The organism is Pseudoalteromonas sp. AWH4_217, from assembly GCF_056161105.1.
The window spans coordinates 12,238-31,139 of record NZ_JBSWYM010000007.1 but is presented as its reverse complement, the minus strand read 5'-3'; the positions used below and the strand labels follow the sequence as shown (position 1 = coordinate 31,139).

Sequence of the window (18,902 nt, the reverse complement as noted above, 5' to 3'; positions counted from 1 at the left end):
ATCGGCCGATTGCACCAGGACTTTAAGATGGGAACGAAAACCCCGGTGGGTAACGATGAAAACCGTCAAAATCTCCTTTGCTTAATGGCAACCCCGCCGCGCGGAGGATCGCGTAGGACATTGAAAAATGGAAAAGAAAATTAGGCCAGGCGTAGAATTGAAAATACTTGTCAGGCTCTAGTGTATGCGTCGCAAACCCAGCCACGAATGTGATGCTGGCGGGCATTGATTCCCAGGGATCGCTGCGCAAATTAGTCAGATACTCTATGGTGTCATTCAGTTCCTCTAATAGATTACTCACGCTGATCGTCGGACGCTTAAAGCTGATCACTTCTTTATTGAAAAGTGGGCAGCAGCAGCGCAGTGATAATGCCGCAGCCGTGGATATCTGTTGATGCAGTGGGAACATATCTGGGCACAGTCGCTGAGTCAGCAAGTCGTCGGTCATGTCCTCACGTTGCATAATGGCTTGCAGCTGGTTCAGATAATGTAAAAAAGGCTCAATAATATTGCTCATGTTTCCCTCGCTTGGACAAATCAAAATACAGGTTAAAGAAACTTTCTAGTCGGCCGATAATTTCTCTTGTTTTGTTAACAAAACAACATGCTCGGATTATTGCTTAATTATTATTTTCAAATACCTAGAACAAATGTAGTAGATAAATTAAGTCGAGTTATTAGTTTAATGGAACGTTAAAAAACGTGACTTTAAATGGTTTTTTGTGTACCTTCTTGAGTTCGTTGGTCAGCTGTGTCCGGACTTTATTTTAGACATTAGCCCGTAAAGCTGCCAGCACGGTACACAGGGGGACAGGCATTCCCTGTGCGTGTCTGTTGAAGTGAGGTGCATTCTTGCTTCTCACCAATAAGAATAAAGACAAACCATAAGGAAATTTTATGCTTAAAATGTCAAAGCTGGCGAAAGCTTATTACACGGATACAGTAAAAACTCAGGCGCTGCAACCATTTGACCTGGAAGTACAGCAAGGCGAGTTTGTTGCTGTGATCGGCCCGTCTGGTTCAGGAAAAACCACTTTTCTAAATATTGCGGGGCTACTGGAAGACTATTGTGAAGGCCAGTACACACTGGACGGTAAAGATGTAACGGGTCTGTCAGATAAGCAAAAATCACGCTTACGAAATGAAAAGATAGGTTTTATTTTTCAAGGGTTTAATCTAATCCCTGAACTCAACTTGTTCGACAACGTAGAAATGCCACTACGTTATCGCAGCTTTAGCGCCAGTGAGCGTAAGCAGCGCGTGATGGATGCGCTTCAGCAGGTCGGCCTGGCGAGCCGCAAAGACCATTACCCCCAGCAACTATCCGGTGGACAGCAGCAGCGTGTTGCTATAGCGCGTGCACTTGCCGGCAGCCCCGCATTTTTATTAGCGGATGAACCAACAGGTAATCTGGATTCTAAAATGGCGGATGGCATCATGTCTTTGCTTAAAGACATTAATGCTAAAGGGACCAGTATTTTAATGGTGACGCACGACACCGAGCAGGCCAGTCAGGCGCAGCGGATCATTGAGATAAAAGATGGTGTATTGAGCGAACGTCGTGCCCCAGAGCAAGCAATTGCTTAGGATTACATATGCTAACTTATTACTTTAAGCTGGCCTGGCTCAGCTTACGTAAGACACCCTTATTGAGTGTACTTATGGTAAGCACGATCGCATTAGGTATTGCTGCCGCGATGGTGACCTACACCGTCAGTTATATGAAAACCAAAGACCCTTTGCCTGGTAAAAGTGACCGTGTTTTCACCGTACAGTTAAGTGTCTGGGGTCCTGATCAGCCTTACCGTACGGCCGATGGTCAGGAAGAGATTCCGGAAATGGTTTCCTATCGGGATGCTAAAAACCTCAAAGCAGCTGGTAAAGCGCATCGTGAGTCGGCACTTGGCTTGTTTAAAATGATGAGTCGTGCTGAAGAACAAGCTCAACGCGATGCGCAGATGCGGATGATACGTACTACCCACAACGACTTCTTTGCGATGTTCGATGTGCCCTTTTTGTATGGTGGCGCTTGGTCTGAGCAGGATGATAGTGCAGGGAATCAGGTTGTTGTTATCACGAAAGCATTGAATGAAGAGCTGTTTGGTGGTGCTAACTCTGTAGGGCGCCACATCGTTTTGGGTGACTCCCTGATGCAAGTCGTAGGGGTAATAGACGACTGGTTCCCTATCCCGAAATTCTACTACTTATCTTCTCACGCCTATCGCGATCCTGAGTCAATTTTTACTCCACTTGAATACCAGATAAATCAGGAGATTTTCTCTCGCAATGACGTGACCTGGGCGTGCTGGCAGGATATTGAAGATGTTTCGTTCAGCGACTTTATGGCGTCAGATTGTATTTGGTTATTCTATTGGGTTGAGCTGGAATCGAGCGCAGACAGAGCTCAGTATATGGACTTTATTAACGCCTATGTTGAACAGCAAAAACAGGCAGGTCGTTTTGCCAGAGAGAACCTCAGCCGATTATTTACCATAGACGAGTATCTGCGCTGGGCAAAAGTCCTCAGTAACGAAAATGATATGGCGGTGTGGCTGGCATTTGCATTTTTACTGGCCTGCTTACTTAATTGTATGAGTCTGATGATGACTAAGTTTTATGGCAAAGGGAGTGAAATAGGGCTCCGGCGAGCGGTTGGTGCCAGTCGCCACGATATTTGCTGGCAATTTTTGTGTGAAGCTTTCCTGATTGGTTTGTTTGGTGGTGTGCTGGGTCTGCTGTTTGCGCAGCTGGGACTGCACCTGGTACAGCAAATATTTACTTACCTTAATGCCACCATCATGCAAATGGATTTGCGGATTATGCTCATGACACTTGGGTTGTCTATTGTGACCAGTATTCTCTTTGGGCTGTGGCCGATTTATCGAGCCGCTCAGATCCAGCCCTCTAGTCAACTTAAGAGTCTGTAGGAGCGGATCATGAAAGATTTTACCGTGATTCTTAAAACGATATGGCGCAGCAAGACCTCCCCTTTACTATTGATATTGCAAATAGCTGTGACCTTTACGATATTTGTCAACGCCGTTTATATGGTCTCACAAAAGCACGATAAAGTGACGGCCCCCAGTGGCCTCAATGAGTCTCAGGTGTTTTCGTTGTTTATTAATCTGCAGGAAAAGGGCGATGCCCGGGTGGCGGAGTTTGAGCAGGTCATAAGAGATATCAAGGGCCTGGGAACGGTAGACAATGCCATTCCTGTGACATCAGTCCCTATGAGCGGGTTTGGACGGTCTGTTGATATTGGTTACGGGCCTGCAGATGAGGATAAGCTCACCGCAAGCGGTTACTATGGCAGTAACTTCGACAGTCGCGACACACTGGACCTGGATCTCATTGCGGGACAATGGTTTGAACAAAGCGATGTTTCGCATTCCTATTTTGGCGCACAATCTGGCGGAAAAGTGGTGGTTTCCAGAGCTCTTGCGCAAACATTGCACCCTGATAACTGGCGAGATGTCCTGGGCAAGACTTTGTATGTTCAGAATGAGCCGCAACAGGTGATTGGGGTGGTAGACAATCTTAAAGCTGTATGGAGTTTTTGGCGACTGTTCGATCACGTGGTGTTGTCACCAACGTTCGAAGTTCATGACAAGGTTGGCATTATGGTGAAAGCACAACCAGGTGTACTGGAGCAAGCAATGTCTGATGTGAAGGCCTTGCTGCTGGCGACGCCAGGCAGGCAAATTGACAAGCTCAAGCCTTTTAGCCAGACGCGCGAAGAGAGCTATCGCACTGATGTTGCGGAGCTGAAAACTCTGAAGCTGGTATTGGTGGGACTGTTAGTACTGACTATGCTGGCGATATTTGGTCAGGCGCGCTTTGCCATCCTGAAGCGACGTAAACAAATTGGCACTCGTCGTGCGTTGGGCGCTAACCGGGTACAGGTATTACGTTATTATCTAATGGAAAATCTCATTGTTACACTTGTCGGGGTGGCCATTGGTGTGATCTGTGCGGTATTAGTTAACACCCAGTTGGTGAGCTATTTTGGCTTAGTCCCTGTTCCGGCATATTATCTGCTGATTGGCGCAGTGATTATGCTATCCGCAGGACAGCTTGCCGTGATCCAGCCAGCCTGGCAGGCTGCACGTGTATCGCCTGCACTGGCAACACGTAGCGTTTAAATCAGCGGCCGCATGATGTGGCCTCTGATCAAAGGAAATACTATATAATAAAAAAGGAATAAGTATGTTACTTCATTGTATGCAACGGGAGTTGTGTGTTCTCTGCACGGGGTCTCGTCGGCATGTCTGCAGGGGGTGGATATGTTGATTGGATACTATTTCAAACTGGCCTGGATAAGTCTTAAAAAGACGCCTCTGTTAAGCGCTCTTATGATCGGTACCATTGCGATGGGCATTGCGGCTACCATGATCACCTCTACTGTTAGTATCATGATGGCAAAGGACCCGTTACCCGAGAAAAGTGAACGCACCTTCTCAGTGCGTTTAAGTAGTTGGAGTCCGGATAAAGCCTACCAGATATCCCGGGGGGAAGAAGTGATCCCTCCTATGCTGACTTACATGGATACGATGAACCTGCTGGAGGAAGCGAAAGGGCAACGTCAAACCGCTGTGGTTATGTATAAAAATATGGTACGCAGTGAGTTTCAGACAGATAAAGAAGCTAAAATGTTGCGCGTCAATTCAGTCAACAATGACTTTTTTGATATGTTCAATGTCCCTTTCTTGTATGGCTCCCCCTGGTCTGATCTCGAAGACAAAGAAGGGGCTGCGCTGGTGGTGTTAGATAAGCAAACAAACGATCGACTATTTTCCGGGGCTAACTCCGTGGGCCAGCATATCTTAATCGGTAAACATCTGGCTCGGATCGTTGGGGTGCTTGACAGCTGGTCGCCGCTTCCTCAGGTATTTCACGGACGCCAACACGCACACAGCCTGCCCTTTCCCATATTCACCCCATTCCAGTTTCAGATAAACAATAACTTATTGTCAAAGGGCGAAATGAGCTGGCAATGCTGGGCGCCACTGGATGACAGTTCACTGGAGACATTCCTGGCCTCTGAGTGTGTCTGGATCCGTTACTGGGTGGAGTTGTCGTCAGCGGCACAACGCAGCGATTACATGGATCACATTAACGCGTATGTAGAGCAACAAAAAGGGTCAGGGCGCTTTGCTCGTGAAAACCTCAGCAAGGTTTTTAACATCAAGGAATCGCTTAAAGAAGATAAGATCGTAGAAGAAGACGACTTTATTGCTGTTTGGCTGGCCTTTGCATTTTTGGTGGCTTGCTTACTCAATTGTATGGGTCTGATGCTCATCAAGTTCTATGGTAAAGGGGCTGAAGTGGGACTGCGCAGAGCGGTCGGAGCCAGCAAGCAACATATTGCTATCCAATTTGGTTGTGAGACGGTGCTTATCGGTACCATAGGAGGCTTTCTGGGCCTGGCACTGGCTCAGCTTGGCTTGCGCTTAACCGCCGATATTTTTGCTCATTTACCAGAGGGCTTGATGCAGATGACTCTCCCATTGGTAATTATGACAGTGGTGCTGGCGGTGGTGAGCAGCACGGTGTTTGGATTGTGGCCTATCTATCGGGCCGCTCAGATCCAGCCTTCGGCTCAATTAAAGAGTCTATAGGAGTCGTCACATGAAAGATTTAAAACCGATTTTGAGTACGCTCTGGCGTTCTAAATCAGCACCATTGTTACTGATTTTACAAATAGCCGTGACCTTTACTATTTTGGTTAATGCTGTGTACCTGATCATTCAGAAGGAAGCGCTGCTGATTGAGCCAAGTGGCCTGGATGAAGAGGTGATTTTTACACTACACACTAACGTACAAAGTAGTGAAGCTGAGGAAATGATCGCACTGGTTAAGCAGGACTTACGGGATGTTCGGGCTCTTCCAAGTGTTGAAAATGTTACGGTGATGAATTCATTTCCACTTAGCGACTGGGGAAGTTATGCACCGACGGGATTAGGGCCCACCGAAGAAGATATGAATATCTATACGGGTTATTTCACCGGCGATGAACATGCCATTGCGACTATGGGGTTAGAGCTGATAGCCGGAGAAGGACCAAGCGAGGGAGAAGTCCAGGATTCGATAGACTTTAGCGCTAACGCGACGCAAACAGTGGTATCCAAGGGATTTGCTGAATTGTATTATCCGGATGACTGGCGTGCGATCCTGGGGACTACCGTTTATCTCAATTATGAGCCTTTTATTGTTAAAGGGGTCGTCAAAGATCTGAAGTCTGTCTGGCCTGGCTGGTATTCCCATGCCAATACAGTATTGATCCCATTACGGCACATTAGTAGCAACTATAAAATGTTGATTCGCTCAAGACCAGGAGAGCTGGAACAGGCAAAACAACAGGTGGTCAAAGCGCTGATGAAAACACCGGGCCGTCATTTGGATAAAATGATGGACTATCAGCAGATCCGCGCGGACAAGTTTAAATCGGAAACGGCTGCAATTAAGACGCTGTACTGGGTGATTGTCGGGCTGGTACTTTTGACCTTGCTGGGCATATTCGGCCAGGCTAGGTTTACTGTGGTTAAACGTCGCAAGCAAATTGGCACCCGTAGAGCATTGGGGGCCAGCCGGGCAGACATACTGCGTTATTGCATGGCAGAAAACGCCATTGTGACATCAGTGGGCATTGTGGTCGGTGTCATCTGTGCATTGCTTGCAAATGTACAGTTAGTTAACCACTTTGATATGGCGCCGGTGCCGGTAGTCTATCTGTTTCAGGTGGCGGGTGTCATCCTGATTGTGGGACAGCTGGCTGTATGTCAACCGGCCTGGATGGCTGCGAGGGTCTCTCCTGCATTGGCAACGCGCAGTGTCTGATACCCCTGGAGAGATCTGGCACCATACCGAAAATCGATAAAATTTCCCCAAAAGAGTTCACAGGTACTCTTTTGGGGGTTATTCATGTCAATTTATAGTTATTTTGTAATTTTGTTCTAACATTATATGAAACTAATGTTATCAGGAATGAAGTTATGCACCAGACTGGCTTACTACCAGCCGCAGATATTTGCTCTGAATCAATCAATAACAATGGCTGTTACGGTGTTGTTAAATATACACTGGGTGAGCAGAGTGTTTATGTTAAACAGGTGTTTATCAATCGACTTGGCGGTGGGGTAAAACCCGACCTCAGTGCAGATGACATAGAGTTCTTCCGTTATCTGGATTCTATTTTACGGTATTGCTATGTGCTGGTGTACGTCAGAAATGCCTCTACGGGCGATTATGACAGTGCCATTTTTCTTGACGATTATGAAGCTATTCAGGGGATCAGCAAAGAAGAGGCGCAGCAGCGCCTGGTTGATTTAAATACGGTCGTAAATTATCTAAAAACCGCGATGAAATGACCGGCAAACATCAGGGGTGTATCACAATATGCTGCTGATCACAGTGTTCTGCCAGACAAGCCGTGATAACCACATCTCCCAGATAATCTGACAACGACAAAGTCGCATCGGCATGTGGTACATGATTGATGTACCAACGCACAGCATCTGAGGGTGCACTCTCTGCCCCCGTTACTGCTAACCTTAATTCTGATACTTGTTCCCTGTAATAATGCTGACCACTACGTGGCTGAGTGATGCGGATCTGGGTTTCGCTGTGTTGTAAAAAAGGTGCATTATTGGACGCCAGCCAGGTAGCAAGCTCTGTCGGCCAGCGGGGCTCAGTGACGAAATCTCCTTCACTGTGCATAGTTGGTGGTGTCATGCCATTTAGGGTATATGCCTGCAGCTGTTTGTGACATACATCAGCAGGTGTATTGTTACTTGCAAGGCCGCCTGGCCAGCAGATCTGCATTGATATGACCTGCTCTGGCTTTGCAAGTCTTTGGATGTCTTGGGGCAATAGGTCGAACACATCAAACATCAGCGGCGCGGCGCGCGTTGCACCCAGATATCCAACCACCGGGCTGGCATCCGGCCGGCCCACCCAAACTGCCACGGTATAGTCCGGGCTGACACCGACTGACCAGAAATCCCGATAGCCGTAACTTGTCCCGGTTTTCCAGGCTATTTTACGTCGGTTGCTGGGGACAACCCGATCCGGTGCAGAAAGTTGGCTCAGCATATCAAAGGTGATCCAGCTTGCTGCGGGCGAGAGCAGCGAAAATTCCGGGCGAGGATAACCTGGGTTGTCCGAAACAAGCGATAAGTCTTGCACTTTGCCCTGGCTTGCCAGCGAACGATATAAACGTGCCAGCTCCATTAACTCTATGCCTGTGCCACCGAGTCCGACAGCCAGATTGGCATCCTGATGATGCAATTGAACCTGCGCATTGCGCAACTGGTGTTCAAAGCGCTCGGCACCCATCCGGTTTAATAGCTGAATAGCAGGGACATTGAGAGAGTGTTGCAGCGCTTTGGTAGCACTGACGGCACCACTAAAACGTCCTGTTAAGTTTTGTGGTTTATAGCCATCGAAATTACTTGGAATATCGCTCATCAGGCTCTGGCTGTGGATCAGGCCAAGGTCCAGGCCCAGTCCATAGATAAAAGGTTTGAGTGTTGAGCCAGGCGAGCGTACTGCACGGATCATATCGACATGGGCAAAACGACTGTCGTCGTTAAAATCAACGGAACCCTGATAGGCCAGCACTTCGGCGCGCTGATTGTGCACGACTAGTACGGCTGCCGAGCTCTTGCCGGTTAATCTGGGTTTGGTATTTGCCAGCAATTGACTCAGGCGTTGTTGTAAATCGTAGTCCAGCGTTGTGCGGATCACATGCTGACGGGGGTTTTGATGCTTTAGTCTGCGGCTTAACAAGGGCGCCAGCGGGGCCTGTACAGTGTGCTCCAAACGCACCGCTTCCTGGCTAAGCAAAGTGAGTTGTTCTGGTGAGAGCAACTGACTGCCGGCCAGGCGTCTGAGCACCTTGTTTCTCATTGCTTTGGCACGGTCAGGGTACCGATCCGGACGATTGTATGAAGGCTTTTGTGGCAACACGACGAGTAGAGCAGACTGATTAATCGAAAGTGAGCGAGCGGGCTTGTTAAAATAACGCCGTGAGGCAGCTTCGACGCCTTCTATGTTGCCGCCAAAGGGTGCCAGATTGAGATACAAAGTCAGGATTTCGGACTTGTTGTAGTGCCATTCCAGTTGCAGTGCTCTGGCGATTTGCTTCAATTTCCCTGCAACGGAGCGCTCGTGTGGGTCCAGCAGTCTGGCAACCTGCATGGTCAGTGTAGAACCGCCGGAGATAATTCGGCCATATGCCAGCCATTGCCACAATGCTCGACAAAGGGCGAACGGATTCACACCTGGGTGATAATAAAACCAACGGTCCTCGTAATCCAGTAAGGCTGTCAGATAAAAAGGGTCGACGTCCGAGACCGTGACCTGATAGCGATGTACACCACGGGCATCACTGAATGACCGTAGCTGCTGCCCATCACGGGATGTCACAACGGTTGCTGGTCCATCCGGGTAGGGCGCAGGCAAGGGGTAATGCCAATCCAGCCACTGCAGCAGAAGCAGGCATAGCATCCCAGTACACAGTGCAAACCGAAAAGTACGCAACGGTTGCGCTGCTCTAATGGCCATTATTATTGCGCTCACATGGCATCTTAGCGAACGACCTCCATTTGATAGGGGTATTGCCAGTAAATCACATGTTTATGAGGTCGGTACATGGACTCAAGGTAACTTGGAGGTACCTGATACAGGCCGGGCACTTCGGCGCGCAGTATATAGGCAAACTGGTATTTACGGGTTGTGAGCTTGAGCGCGGCCACAAAGCGGTCGTTGCGATATTCTGTGTGGTCTGTGGTGGCCAGCTTGACGTGTTCCGGTAATAGCTGGGATACCGGCGGGCCTTGCATCAGGGCCGGGTTTTCCAATACAAACCCGGCCGGAATACGTTCAATCAGCAGGGCATCCGGAACCGGTTCTTTGGTTTGAATATCGAGAACGACCATCAGTCGCTCACCCACTTTGAAGCGTGCTGTGTCCAGCGGTTGTCCGTTCAGGTCAAACAGGCGTCTGATCATACGTTTGGTATCCAGCGTATTAAAGGGACTGATTTCATTGGCAATACTGGGGTCCAGCTGCAGTCGGCCTTTGGCCATTAATTGCAGGTAAAGCGGGTCGTCATTCGGGTTACTGAGTGTCATTGTCTGCGACAGTGTGTGACTCACCACTTCAGGCGCAAGTGTCTGTTCACCATCAATCTCTAGTCGCACAGGGTGATGAGCGTTTGCTTCACTGATATGCACGGCGGTGCGCAGTAAAGCCGCGCGCTCCTGTGTGCTGAGCCAGGTTTTCAGAGCCTGATCGGGGAGCTGTTCAAGTAACTGAGTTTGTAATGTGCGAGACTGAGAACGCAGCGCAGTATGTCTTGCCAGCCTGGTCAGTACAAGAGCTGACTGGGCATCGTCACGTAAGGTTGACCCATAATCTGCAAAATAATCGGCCGTGCGATGAAAAGTGCGTGCTTGTCTGAGCAAAGCTGCGGCTTGCTGGATTGCTCCCACGTCGGCCAATGCAGACGCCATATGCAGCAGACTTAACCTGGAGGGATATTCAGTGATACGCATTGATTCCAGATCACTGTAGCTTAATTGGCCACGCTGACTGGCTAGGTAAGCTGCAAAGCTCTTTGCGGCGGTTGCCTCAAATGCGTCCTGACTCAGGTCATCGACTGTGCTATCCCGGGTGTATCTGAGCATGCGATAGTGGGCCCGATTGAGCATGCTTGGCGGCACTGTGCCCGGAAAAGCCGCGTGTGCCTGAGTCAAAAACTCGGTGATATAGGCACTTAACCAGGGCTGTTCATTTCCCTGGGCATCCCACAGTGCGAACCCTCCGCTGGGTTTTTGCATGGTCTTCAGTCGTTGAACGGATTGGCTGATCAGTGTACGCGGATCGTCAAGTTGCCCGGCCTTTGCCTGCTCACTGTCCAAAGCTTGCAGTAGCAAGCCGTCAAGTTGAGGGTGCTTAAGTAAAAAGGGCCAGGCTTTACTGGTGGTTTGCTCCGCGCATCCATAAGGGTAGGCACGCAGCGCAGATGCATATTCTCTGATGGGGAGTCTGGGCGTATGGCTGGCATATAAGGTGCCAGGGTCTGTCTCATCGACGTGCAGCCCCTGCCAAAGCATTGAATCGACCTGATAAGTTTGTCCGGGCATTAACATGAGCGTGGTCGCCTGCACCAGCTGAGGTTCAATTGCTGTGATGGGCACAGACCAGCTGCGTGTTTGCGAGATCTCTGCGCCCTGCAACTCAATTTGTACCGTTGCGGTATGCGACCAGGGAGTGGCGCCAACAAGTACGCGCATGGAGCGACTCCAATGGGCCTGGTCGTCCAGGGTTACCGTAAAAGTGTGTTCATCAACAAATTGCACCGGGCCTGAGGGCTGGACCGTGACAGACAGAGTCTGTTCACGGCCACTGACGTTGTGCAGGTCCAGCGTGACAGAAGTCTCATCTTTGGGCACCAAAAAACGCGGCACGCTCAGTTCTGCGATCACCGGCGCACTAACCGGGCGAGCTTCGACCTTGTGGCCAACCTGAGTGTGATTGAAAGCGGTTGCGACGATTTGTACTTCACCATTGTAATCAGGCATATCCACTGTAATGCTGGCTTTGCCGTCAATCAGTTGGACCGGCTGGGTCATCAGGATCACGGTTTTACTCTCGACCAGATTATCGTTGCGGTTGTCACTGCGCTCATTATTGTCACTGCCAAAGCGAGACTGGGCAAACGGGTCAGGACGGTTATCATAACGTCGTGAATACAAGTCAATCACATCGCCACCGTAGCGACGTTGATTGAACAGATAGTGATGCGGGTCGACCGGATAATAACGGCTTAGATTCAGGATCCCTTTGTCGACAACCGACAGTGTGACCCAGCTTTGCTCAGCCTGTGAGCCAGCGATATCTGAAGTTTGAATTGCCACGGTTAGTGGCTTAAGCGGTTCAATCTTATCCGGTAAAGTCAGGTCCAGTTTCAGTTCCCGGTCCTCGCGTGACAGCCTGACAGGAACAATACCAAAGTGGCGTTGCAGTGTGCTGGACTGCCCGCTTAGCAAGGTGGCACTGAGATAGAGGTCGTGGCGAGCCAGCGATTTATCGAGCGGGATGCGTAGCGTCGTTTTACCTTTACTAACAGACTGGCTTTGCGTCCAAAGTACACTGTCGGCTTCGAGTGCCAGCTGTAGCTGTCCATCGGCCGGTGCATCCAGGTCAACGACCAATATGTCACCTGCCTGATAATGGCGTTTATCCAGCTGCATTGACAGGTGCTGTGGTTTGGCTTTGAGCTGCTGATACCCCCGGTGCCAGCCAGCATAAAAGTCATAAACTGTTTTGACTTTGCTCTGCTTGTCTGTAATCGTCAGGCGGTAGTTCCCCCAGTCGACGGGGAATTGCACCGTGTGGCTGTCCTGATTAAGCACCACGGTTTGTTTTGCTTCACTGCGCCACTGTGGCTGAGACTGACGGCGCCAGCCTATGCCTTCTTCATAAAACCAGAAATAGCGACCCTGATCGTAACTGAGTTCGACGTCCAGCTCTCCACTTGTTAAGTGCTGGCCATCTGGGCTGAGTAGCGCCAGTTCAAACTGCGCGTCTGAGGCATATTTGAATTCGGCCTGGGCAGGCTTAACTGCGGGTAATGGGCTGGATTTCCAGCTAGTATAGCTGAGTTGTCGTTGCACTGCGGCGCCGCCAGACTCCAGCAGGCTGAGGCTCACCTGAGTTTCTACCGGGCTTTTGAGCATATCGGCACTCACAGTGGGCAGGGATAGGGCCAGCTTGCCTTGTTCAGATAAGCGCTGCTCAGGCAACGTCTGAAAGCGGTTGCTGAGATAAAAATCTTCACCAACGAAGAAGTCAGCAAATGGGCCCGGGTAATGACGTACCGCTCGATGCACAAGGCTTGCTTTTAAGGTGTTTCCAACGGCGGGGCTGCCGAATAAATAGCGCCCCTGCACCGTTATTGGCATGGATTTACCTGCTGTAACAAATGCCTCTTGTCCACTGAAGGTCAGGTCCATGCGCTCTGGTACAAACTCTTCCAGCTGAAATTCAAAGTGACCTATGGCAGAGCGAGCGGTTGGGTCAAGCATCACAGAGACTTTATAGCGTCCGGTTGGCCAGCCTTGGTCGGTATATAAGTGTTTATTGAAAAAGCCCGCGGCACCCGGTGTCAGCTGTGTGCGCAGTATCTCCTCCTGCAAGGGGTTAGTTACAGTCAAAGTGACAGGCTGCTCTGTGATGGCAACACCATCGGCATCGCGCAGTAAAATATTAATGGGCAGCGTCTCGCCGGGTTTAACCAGATCCCGGTTACTGTAAATATATGCCTCCATATCCTGGTAGGGGCGGCCGCCAACCTGGTAATCCGATAAATCCAATGGCACTTCTTTGATAGGCAACAGCGCATACTCAGGCTCGCCCCCATTATTGGTATATTCAGCGACTACGATGTCGTCTCGATGCAGCTGGATATCAAAGTGCACAGCACCATGCTGATCGGTTTTTGTCTCTCTCAGTAATTCATGCTTGCGAAAGGCCTTAACTTTGGCGTTTTTTATCGGACGTCCTGTAGACAGGCGGTTGATCTGTATGCTGGCGTGTTGCTTAAACACTTTTGCCTGAATGCCCAGATCGGTCAGCAGCAGATGCTTTGCCTGTAACTCATTAAACATACCAGGAGCTTTGAGCACGACGATATACCAGCCGCTGGACAGCGACTTTGGAATCGGTAATCGGGCCGACTGAATACCAGGCTGAGTGTTTTTGGGTAGGGTAAATCTGTCGGCAAAAACGCTGTCATAGGTATATTGCAGTCGATCCAGTGAACTCGGATACAGCTTATCTGTCAGATAATAGCGGCTGAGGAAGTCATGTGCGCTGGTGAGGCGCAGCAATTCTACATCGACTGCGTCTATATGCTGGTAGGTGATTGGAATGGACTGGCCGCTTCCTTTGGCGACCAGAGGTCCCGAACCAACAATGGCCAGCTTAGGTTGTTGCATCACTTTGGCCTGCGCCTGAACCGCGTTTTGCAGCAACAAAATAAAAAAGAGAAAGAACACGGCTATGGGATTGAAAGGGGGTTTGCCCGACATGCTAAAGCTCCTTGGGTCTGCGTAGGGTGCGGGTGAGTACTGAGAATATCCTTGGTTGCCAGTAGCGGCTTGACCAGTAATGGCATTTTAAGATCATATCATATACCGGATTATCAATCTGGGGGAAAGTATCGCGATAAGAGAGTGTAGTCTATCAGAGTGAATACCAGGTGAAGCGCTGAGCATTGCCCTAGTGCAGGATCAGCAGGTAAAATGATGGATTGATAGAGTTGAACAGTGGCACGCACTTAGGGTGTCTGGGTAGAGTAAAAATGATATTACCGGTTATTTTATGTGGTGGATCCGGAACCCGGCTTTGGCCCTTGTCCCGCGAACGTTTTCCAAAACAGTTTTTGCAGCTCGGTTCCTCACATTCACTGTTGCAAGACACATTACTGCGACTGGAACCGGACAGCCATCAACCGGCACTATTGATCTGTAACGAGGAGCACCGGTTTATTTGTGCAGAGCAAGTGCGTGCGATTGGCTATCAGCCGGGCGGGATCATACTGGAGCCCAAAGGGCGTAATACAGCCCCAGCCATAGCACTGGCAGCGCTCAAAGCTCGAAGCCTGGGAGATGATCCTGTCTTGTTAGTTTTGGCATCAGACCACTATATTGGGGATGTCACGGCCTTCAGGCGAAGCATTAATCAAGGTCTGGCATTGGCACACAGTGGCAAACTGGTGACGTTCGGTATTACACCCGACAGCCCACACTCCGGCTATGGATATATTCAATGTGGTTCACCGCTTAAGAATGACAACGGTCAGGTGATTGGTGCTGGAGTTGCTGCTTTTGTCGAAAAACCTGATGCTCCAACCGCGCAGCGTTACCTTGATAACGGAAATTACCTTTGGAACAGTGGAATGTTTTTGTTTAAAGCCAGCGATTATCTGGCTGAGTTGGCGCTGTACCGGCCCGATATTCTGCAAGCCTGTGAACAGGCGATGGCGCAACTGCATCCTGATCTGGATTTTACCCGAATAAACCGCGATGCTTTTTTAGCATCTCCAGCCGAATCGATAGACTATGCCGTAATGGAGCACACCGAGCGTGCAGCCGTGGTGCCCATGAATGCAAGCTGGAACGACATTGGCAGCTTTGAGGCACTTTGGCAAACTTTGCCCAAAGATACTGACCGCAATGTTCACCTTGGCGATGTTACAGCGTTGGATTCACAGGATAATTTAGTGATTACCCAGGACCGGCTGGTGGCAACGCTAGGCGTGCAGGACCTGGTGGTGGTTGATACCAAAGATACGCTCCTGGTGGCTCATCGAAGTCAGAGCCAGGCTATCAAATCACTGGTCGATGAGCTGAAAAGCCGCGATGTAGCACAAGTGACTGAGCACAGAGAAGTTTACCGTCCCTGGGGTAAATATGACATTGTGGATCGGGACGAGCGTTTTTTAGTCAAGCGGATCACAGTACGACCGGGGCATAGCTTGTCACGGCAATTACATTATCACCGCGCTGAGCACTGGGTGGTGGTGTCTGGTACGGCAGCGGTAGAAATTGGCGAAGAACGTCGTTTACTGAGCGAGGACCAATCCGTGTTTATCCCAGCAACGGTTGTACATCGGCTTAGCAACCCTGGCAAAGTAGATTTGCAGCTGATTGAGGTGCAGTCAGGCAGCTATCTGGAAGAGGATGATATTGTCCGGTTTGAAGATGATTACACCCGGGGAAATCAGGATGTCAGCTGATTGCGCACACCTCATTGCGCAAAGTGGTATTCAGTTTGGCACTAGTGGTGCCAGGGGGCTAAATAACCAGTTTACTGCTCAGGTCTGTCAGGCATTTATGGTGGCGATGATTGAGCAACTGAGCGCACGCTACCATTTCGATGCGGTGGTGTTGGGTATGGATAATCGTCCCTCCAGTCCACTGATTACTCAGTATTGTATCAGTGCCTTGCGTGCCCTTGGTATTAAGGTGCGTTTTGGTGGTGTGTTGCCGACGCCCGCACTGGCTTTGTATGCACAGCAAAATGCGATGGCAGCGGTGATGGTCACAGGCAGCCACATACCCCATGATCGTAACGGATTAAAATTTTACCATCCCCATGGCGAGATAGATAAGGTCGATGAAGCCGCGATACTGGCTTGTCGCTCGGGCGTTGGTTCTTTGACCATACAACCACTTCCAGCCCCTGACAGTCAGATTACTGCTCCTTATCTGTCCCGGGTGATTGATGTTTTTCCCGCCGATTTATGTGCAGGGCTGAGGATTGGTCTGTATGAACATACCAGTGCCGGCCGCGAGCTATACGCATCTGTATTACGAACTCTGGGGGCGCAGGTTATCTGCCTGGGTCGCAGTGAGGAGTTTGTTCCGATTGATACAGAAGCCCTCAGCGAACAAGATATAGCAAAAGCCGAGCGTTGGACCAAAGAGCATCAGCTGGATTTGTTATTCAGCACCGATGGAGACGGCGACAGGCCAATGATAGCAGATCATACCGGGCAGTGGCACAGGGGTGATATGCTCGGGCTGTTAAGTGCCAAAGCGCTGGGTATTGAGGCACTCAGTGTACCGCTCAATTGTAATTCTTCGCTAGAGCTAAGTGGCGAATTTAAGCAGATTCAGCGCACACGGATTGGTTCTCCTTTTGTGATCGAGCAGGTATATGCTCTGGCAGAGCGTTATGGGACGGTTGCCGGCTTTGAAGCCAATGGCGGTTTTTTACTGGGGTCAGATATCACCTTAGGGGGTAAGGCCATGGTGCGCTTGCCGACCCGGGATGCCTTACTCCCTCTGCTGGCTATCCTCTATTTGAGCAAGCAATGTGGCGCCAATCTGGCTCAGCTAATGTCTCAGTATGAAAGTCGCTTTACTGCCAGCCATCGCCTGCAGGGTATCGAAAAAGCCAGCTCAGATCGCCTGTTAACTTTACTTCAGGAGCAACCACTGCGGCTTGCAACTATGCTGGCGTGTCGTGATACACCCAAAGTTCTGAGCACGTTGGATGGGATTCGCTTTGCACTGGATGCCGAGCGCATCGTTCACTTAAGGCAATCGGGCAACGCGCCCGAGCTGCGATGTTATGCCGAAGCACCTTCGCAGCAGCAGGCGAATGAACTGGTTGAAACGCTGTTAAGTGCAGTGGTGCAATACTTATCTAGTCTAGGCCTGAACCAGGCAGTTAATCTTAGTGAGTAAGTCCTGCGGTGCGGTGTCCCGGGTGTCATTCAGGTATTCCTCAAACGGAGGGAAATCCATCAGTTCCAGACCGCTCTGCGGCAGCCATTGGCCAAACAACCAGTTATAGGGTTGCTCCAGTTCGCTGTAATCACCCTTGAAGGTCAGCGAGACCAGCTTACCTGCCGGAATGGTCACGGCTTCAAAGGTCTCTTTATCGAACTCAGTGCCAGAGGCCAGAGTGATACATGCCATGGCCCTGAGGTTGTCCTGATCTACCGTTTGCGGGTCGTCATAGTAAATACCAAAGTAACGAGTCTGCTCGTTGATAAGGCCTGTACTGCCAGCCATCATACCGAGCTTTTCGAAGGTTTTACCTATCTGCATATAGTCCCCCCGGTGCGCCAGGCCAATAAGGGTTAATGCATTTTGTTGCGTTTGTTCTACCTGATACATAGTGTTGTACTCCTGTGGTTGAGCCGGATAAAACGCAGCGCTGTGCAGTGGATCGCCTTGCTGTTGCTGACGAAATTGATTGGGCGTCATGCCATAATGGCGGCTGAATGCCCGGTTAAAGGCTTCAACGCTGCCATAGTTTACCCGTCTGGCTATCTGCTGCTGTGTCAGTGTGCTGCGAACTAAATAGGATGCCGCCTTCAACATGCGCATACGCCTGACAGTGGCGTTTACCGGTTCACCCATAAACTCGCGAAAAATGCGATGGAAGTGGTAACAGGACATACAGGCCACGTCGGCCAGTGTGTTCACGTCCAGGTCCTGCTCAACATGGTCGTACATATAGTCAATCACACGCAGCAGCCGCTGCTGATAGTGATTAAGTGTGGTGGCACGTGTTGTCATGTTGCTTTTCTCGCTTGGGTTATTGGTAAATCAGTCTAGCACTCAGTTGATACATATTGCTGTTGCTGGCGACGGAATTTAGCGTATACCAGAGGCGATTGATAATGTTTGCGCACTTGGCATAGTTCACAAATTGAGGCCAACGGCTAATTGCTTTACACTGGCTCACGTGTATCACATGGATAATGCATTGGGAGATCCTATGAAATGTACAAGTTGTGGTGAGGGCCAATTGCGCCCCGGGTTTATTGAAGGCTTATTTCGGGCACATAGCTGTGACCACTGCCAGGGTGATTGGATCCTCATAGAAGATTATGTGGCGTGGAAAGAGCGTAATCCGGACTATCATTTTGCTGAGCACATTGAGTTTGGCGAAGATGCGCAGGACAGTAAACGTGCATTGCTTTGTCCGGTATCGGGCACTTTGATGAGAAAATTCAGGATCAGTGCAACGAGTGCGCACCGGGTTGATTACAGCGTCGCAACTGGTGGCCTCTGGCTAGATAAGGGGGAGTGGCAATTACTCAAAGCAGAGGGCCTGGCTGGCGCGTTAAATCAGCTGGTAACCCAGCAGTGGCAGCAGCAAATTCGCGAAAACACCAGCCAGCAAAACTTTGCTGATATCTATAAAGGTAAGTTTGGCGACGATACCTATCAGCGATTGCGCGAGACTCGAGACTGGCTGATTAACCATCCTCAGAAAGCAGATCTGAGAGCCTACCTAATGGCGGAAGACCCCTATTCAGCCGAGCGTTAAGCGCACTGCATGTATAAAAGTGGCTACAATTCACACTGTTTAGC

Annotated in this window: 13 protein-coding genes; 9 read left to right on the top strand and 4 right to left on the bottom strand. The window is 49.9% G+C overall.

What is annotated here, in order from left to right; genetic code table 11:
* Positions 1 to 22: 22 nt before the first annotated feature.
* On the bottom strand, positions 23 to 517 hold the full coding sequence (locus ACXAH1_RS09955; protein ID WP_475196406.1) for a DUF1993 family protein: 495 nt from the start codon (positions 515 to 517) through the stop codon (positions 23 to 25).
* Between the two features lie 380 nt (positions 518 to 897).
* On the opposite strand from ACXAH1_RS09955, the gene ACXAH1_RS09950 reads away from it, so the two are divergent.
* From ACXAH1_RS09950 to ACXAH1_RS09925, 6 genes are all read left to right on the top strand, one after another.
* Positions 898 to 1,587, top strand: coding sequence for an ABC transporter ATP-binding protein (locus ACXAH1_RS09950; protein ID WP_475196405.1), 690 nt, complete (start codon positions 898 to 900; stop codon positions 1,585 to 1,587).
* A gap of 8 nt (positions 1,588 to 1,595) precedes the next feature.
* Positions 1,596 to 2,927, top strand: coding sequence for an ABC transporter permease (locus tag ACXAH1_RS09945; protein WP_475196403.1), 1,332 nt, complete (start codon positions 1,596 to 1,598; stop codon positions 2,925 to 2,927).
* A gap of 9 nt (positions 2,928 to 2,936) precedes the next feature.
* The gene (locus ACXAH1_RS09940) at positions 2,937 to 4,142 is read left to right on the top strand and encodes an ABC transporter permease (RefSeq protein ID WP_475196401.1); all 1,206 of its coding nucleotides are present in this window, start codon (positions 2,937 to 2,939) and stop codon (positions 4,140 to 4,142) included.
* Between the two features lie 141 nt (positions 4,143 to 4,283).
* A complete protein-coding gene (locus tag ACXAH1_RS09935) occupies positions 4,284 to 5,618 on the top strand; it encodes an ABC transporter permease (RefSeq protein ID WP_475196399.1) in 1,335 nt (444 codons plus the stop codon).
* Between the two features lie 10 nt (positions 5,619 to 5,628).
* Positions 5,629 to 6,837 carry an ABC transporter permease gene (locus ACXAH1_RS09930; RefSeq protein ID WP_475196397.1) on the top strand — a complete coding sequence of 403 codons (1,209 nt, stop codon included), beginning with the start codon at positions 5,629 to 5,631 and terminating at the stop codon, positions 6,835 to 6,837.
* A 155-nt stretch (positions 6,838 to 6,992) separates the two neighbouring features.
* Positions 6,993 to 7,367: a hypothetical protein gene (locus tag ACXAH1_RS09925; protein ID WP_138553312.1), complete on the top strand. Its 375-nt coding sequence runs from the start codon at positions 6,993 to 6,995 to the stop codon at positions 7,365 to 7,367.
* A gap of 10 nt (positions 7,368 to 7,377) precedes the next feature.
* Here the strand turns inward: ACXAH1_RS09925 and pbpC are convergent, their stop codons facing one another.
* Positions 7,378 to 9,579, bottom strand: coding sequence for a penicillin-binding protein 1C (pbpC, locus tag ACXAH1_RS09920; RefSeq protein WP_475196395.1), 2,202 nt, complete (start codon positions 9,577 to 9,579; stop codon positions 7,378 to 7,380).
* A gap of 8 nt (positions 9,580 to 9,587) precedes the next feature.
* Complete coding sequence (locus ACXAH1_RS09915) at positions 9,588 to 14,096, bottom strand: alpha-2-macroglobulin family protein (protein ID WP_475196394.1); 4,509 nt, start codon at positions 14,094 to 14,096, stop codon at positions 9,588 to 9,590.
* Between the two features lie 272 nt (positions 14,097 to 14,368).
* Here ACXAH1_RS09915 and ACXAH1_RS09910 point away from each other — a divergent pair, with 272 nt between their 5' ends.
* Both ACXAH1_RS09910 and ACXAH1_RS09905 read left to right on the top strand, forming a co-directional pair.
* Complete coding sequence (locus tag ACXAH1_RS09910) at positions 14,369 to 15,805, top strand: mannose-1-phosphate guanylyltransferase/mannose-6-phosphate isomerase (protein ID WP_475196392.1); 1,437 nt, start codon at positions 14,369 to 14,371, stop codon at positions 15,803 to 15,805.
* Positions 15,795 to 17,261 (top strand): phosphohexomutase domain-containing protein, encoded by a 1,467-nt coding sequence (locus tag ACXAH1_RS09905; RefSeq protein WP_475196391.1) that lies wholly within the window; start codon positions 15,795 to 15,797, stop codon positions 17,259 to 17,261. Before ACXAH1_RS09910 ends, ACXAH1_RS09905 begins: the two co-directional genes overlap by 11 nt.
* Here ACXAH1_RS09905 and ACXAH1_RS09900 read toward each other — a convergent pair.
* Complete coding sequence (locus ACXAH1_RS09900) at positions 17,226 to 18,101, bottom strand: AraC family transcriptional regulator (protein WP_054015509.1); 876 nt, start codon at positions 18,099 to 18,101, stop codon at positions 17,226 to 17,228. The two genes, ACXAH1_RS09905 and ACXAH1_RS09900, sit on opposite strands and share 36 nt — an antisense overlap.
* A 202-nt stretch (positions 18,102 to 18,303) precedes the next feature.
* Between ACXAH1_RS09900 and ACXAH1_RS09895 the strand changes: the two genes are divergently transcribed.
* On the top strand, positions 18,304 to 18,858 hold the full coding sequence (locus ACXAH1_RS09895; RefSeq protein ID WP_475196389.1) for a zf-TFIIB domain-containing protein: 555 nt from the start codon (positions 18,304 to 18,306) through the stop codon (positions 18,856 to 18,858).
* Positions 18,859 to 18,902: the final 44 nt, after the last annotated feature.

Bases quoted from the DNA above. Each gene is read 5' to 3' on its own strand.
- ACXAH1_RS09955 (WP_475196406.1), bottom strand. From the start codon at position 517: ATGAGCAATATTATTGAGCCTTTTTTACATTATCTGAACCAGCTGCAA.
- ACXAH1_RS09950 (WP_475196405.1), top strand. From the start codon at position 898: ATGCTTAAAATGTCAAAGCTGGCGAAAGCTTATTACACGGATACAGTA.
- ACXAH1_RS09945 (WP_475196403.1), top strand. From the start codon at position 1,596: ATGCTAACTTATTACTTTAAGCTGGCCTGGCTCAGCTTACGTAAGACA.
- ACXAH1_RS09940 (WP_475196401.1), top strand. From the start codon at position 2,937: ATGAAAGATTTTACCGTGATTCTTAAAACGATATGGCGCAGCAAGACC.
- ACXAH1_RS09935 (WP_475196399.1), top strand. From the start codon at position 4,284: ATGTTGATTGGATACTATTTCAAACTGGCCTGGATAAGTCTTAAAAAG.
- ACXAH1_RS09930 (WP_475196397.1), top strand. From the start codon at position 5,629: ATGAAAGATTTAAAACCGATTTTGAGTACGCTCTGGCGTTCTAAATCA.
- ACXAH1_RS09925 (WP_138553312.1), top strand. From the start codon at position 6,993: ATGCACCAGACTGGCTTACTACCAGCCGCAGATATTTGCTCTGAATCA.
- ACXAH1_RS09915 (WP_475196394.1), bottom strand. From the start codon at position 14,096: ATGTCGGGCAAACCCCCTTTCAATCCCATAGCCGTGTTCTTTCTCTTT.
- ACXAH1_RS09910 (WP_475196392.1), top strand. From the start codon at position 14,369: ATGATATTACCGGTTATTTTATGTGGTGGATCCGGAACCCGGCTTTGG.
- ACXAH1_RS09905 (WP_475196391.1), top strand. From the start codon at position 15,795: ATGTCAGCTGATTGCGCACACCTCATTGCGCAAAGTGGTATTCAGTTT.
- ACXAH1_RS09900 (WP_054015509.1), bottom strand. From the start codon at position 18,101: ATGACAACACGTGCCACCACACTTAATCACTATCAGCAGCGGCTGCTG.
- ACXAH1_RS09895 (WP_475196389.1), top strand. From the start codon at position 18,304: ATGAAATGTACAAGTTGTGGTGAGGGCCAATTGCGCCCCGGGTTTATT.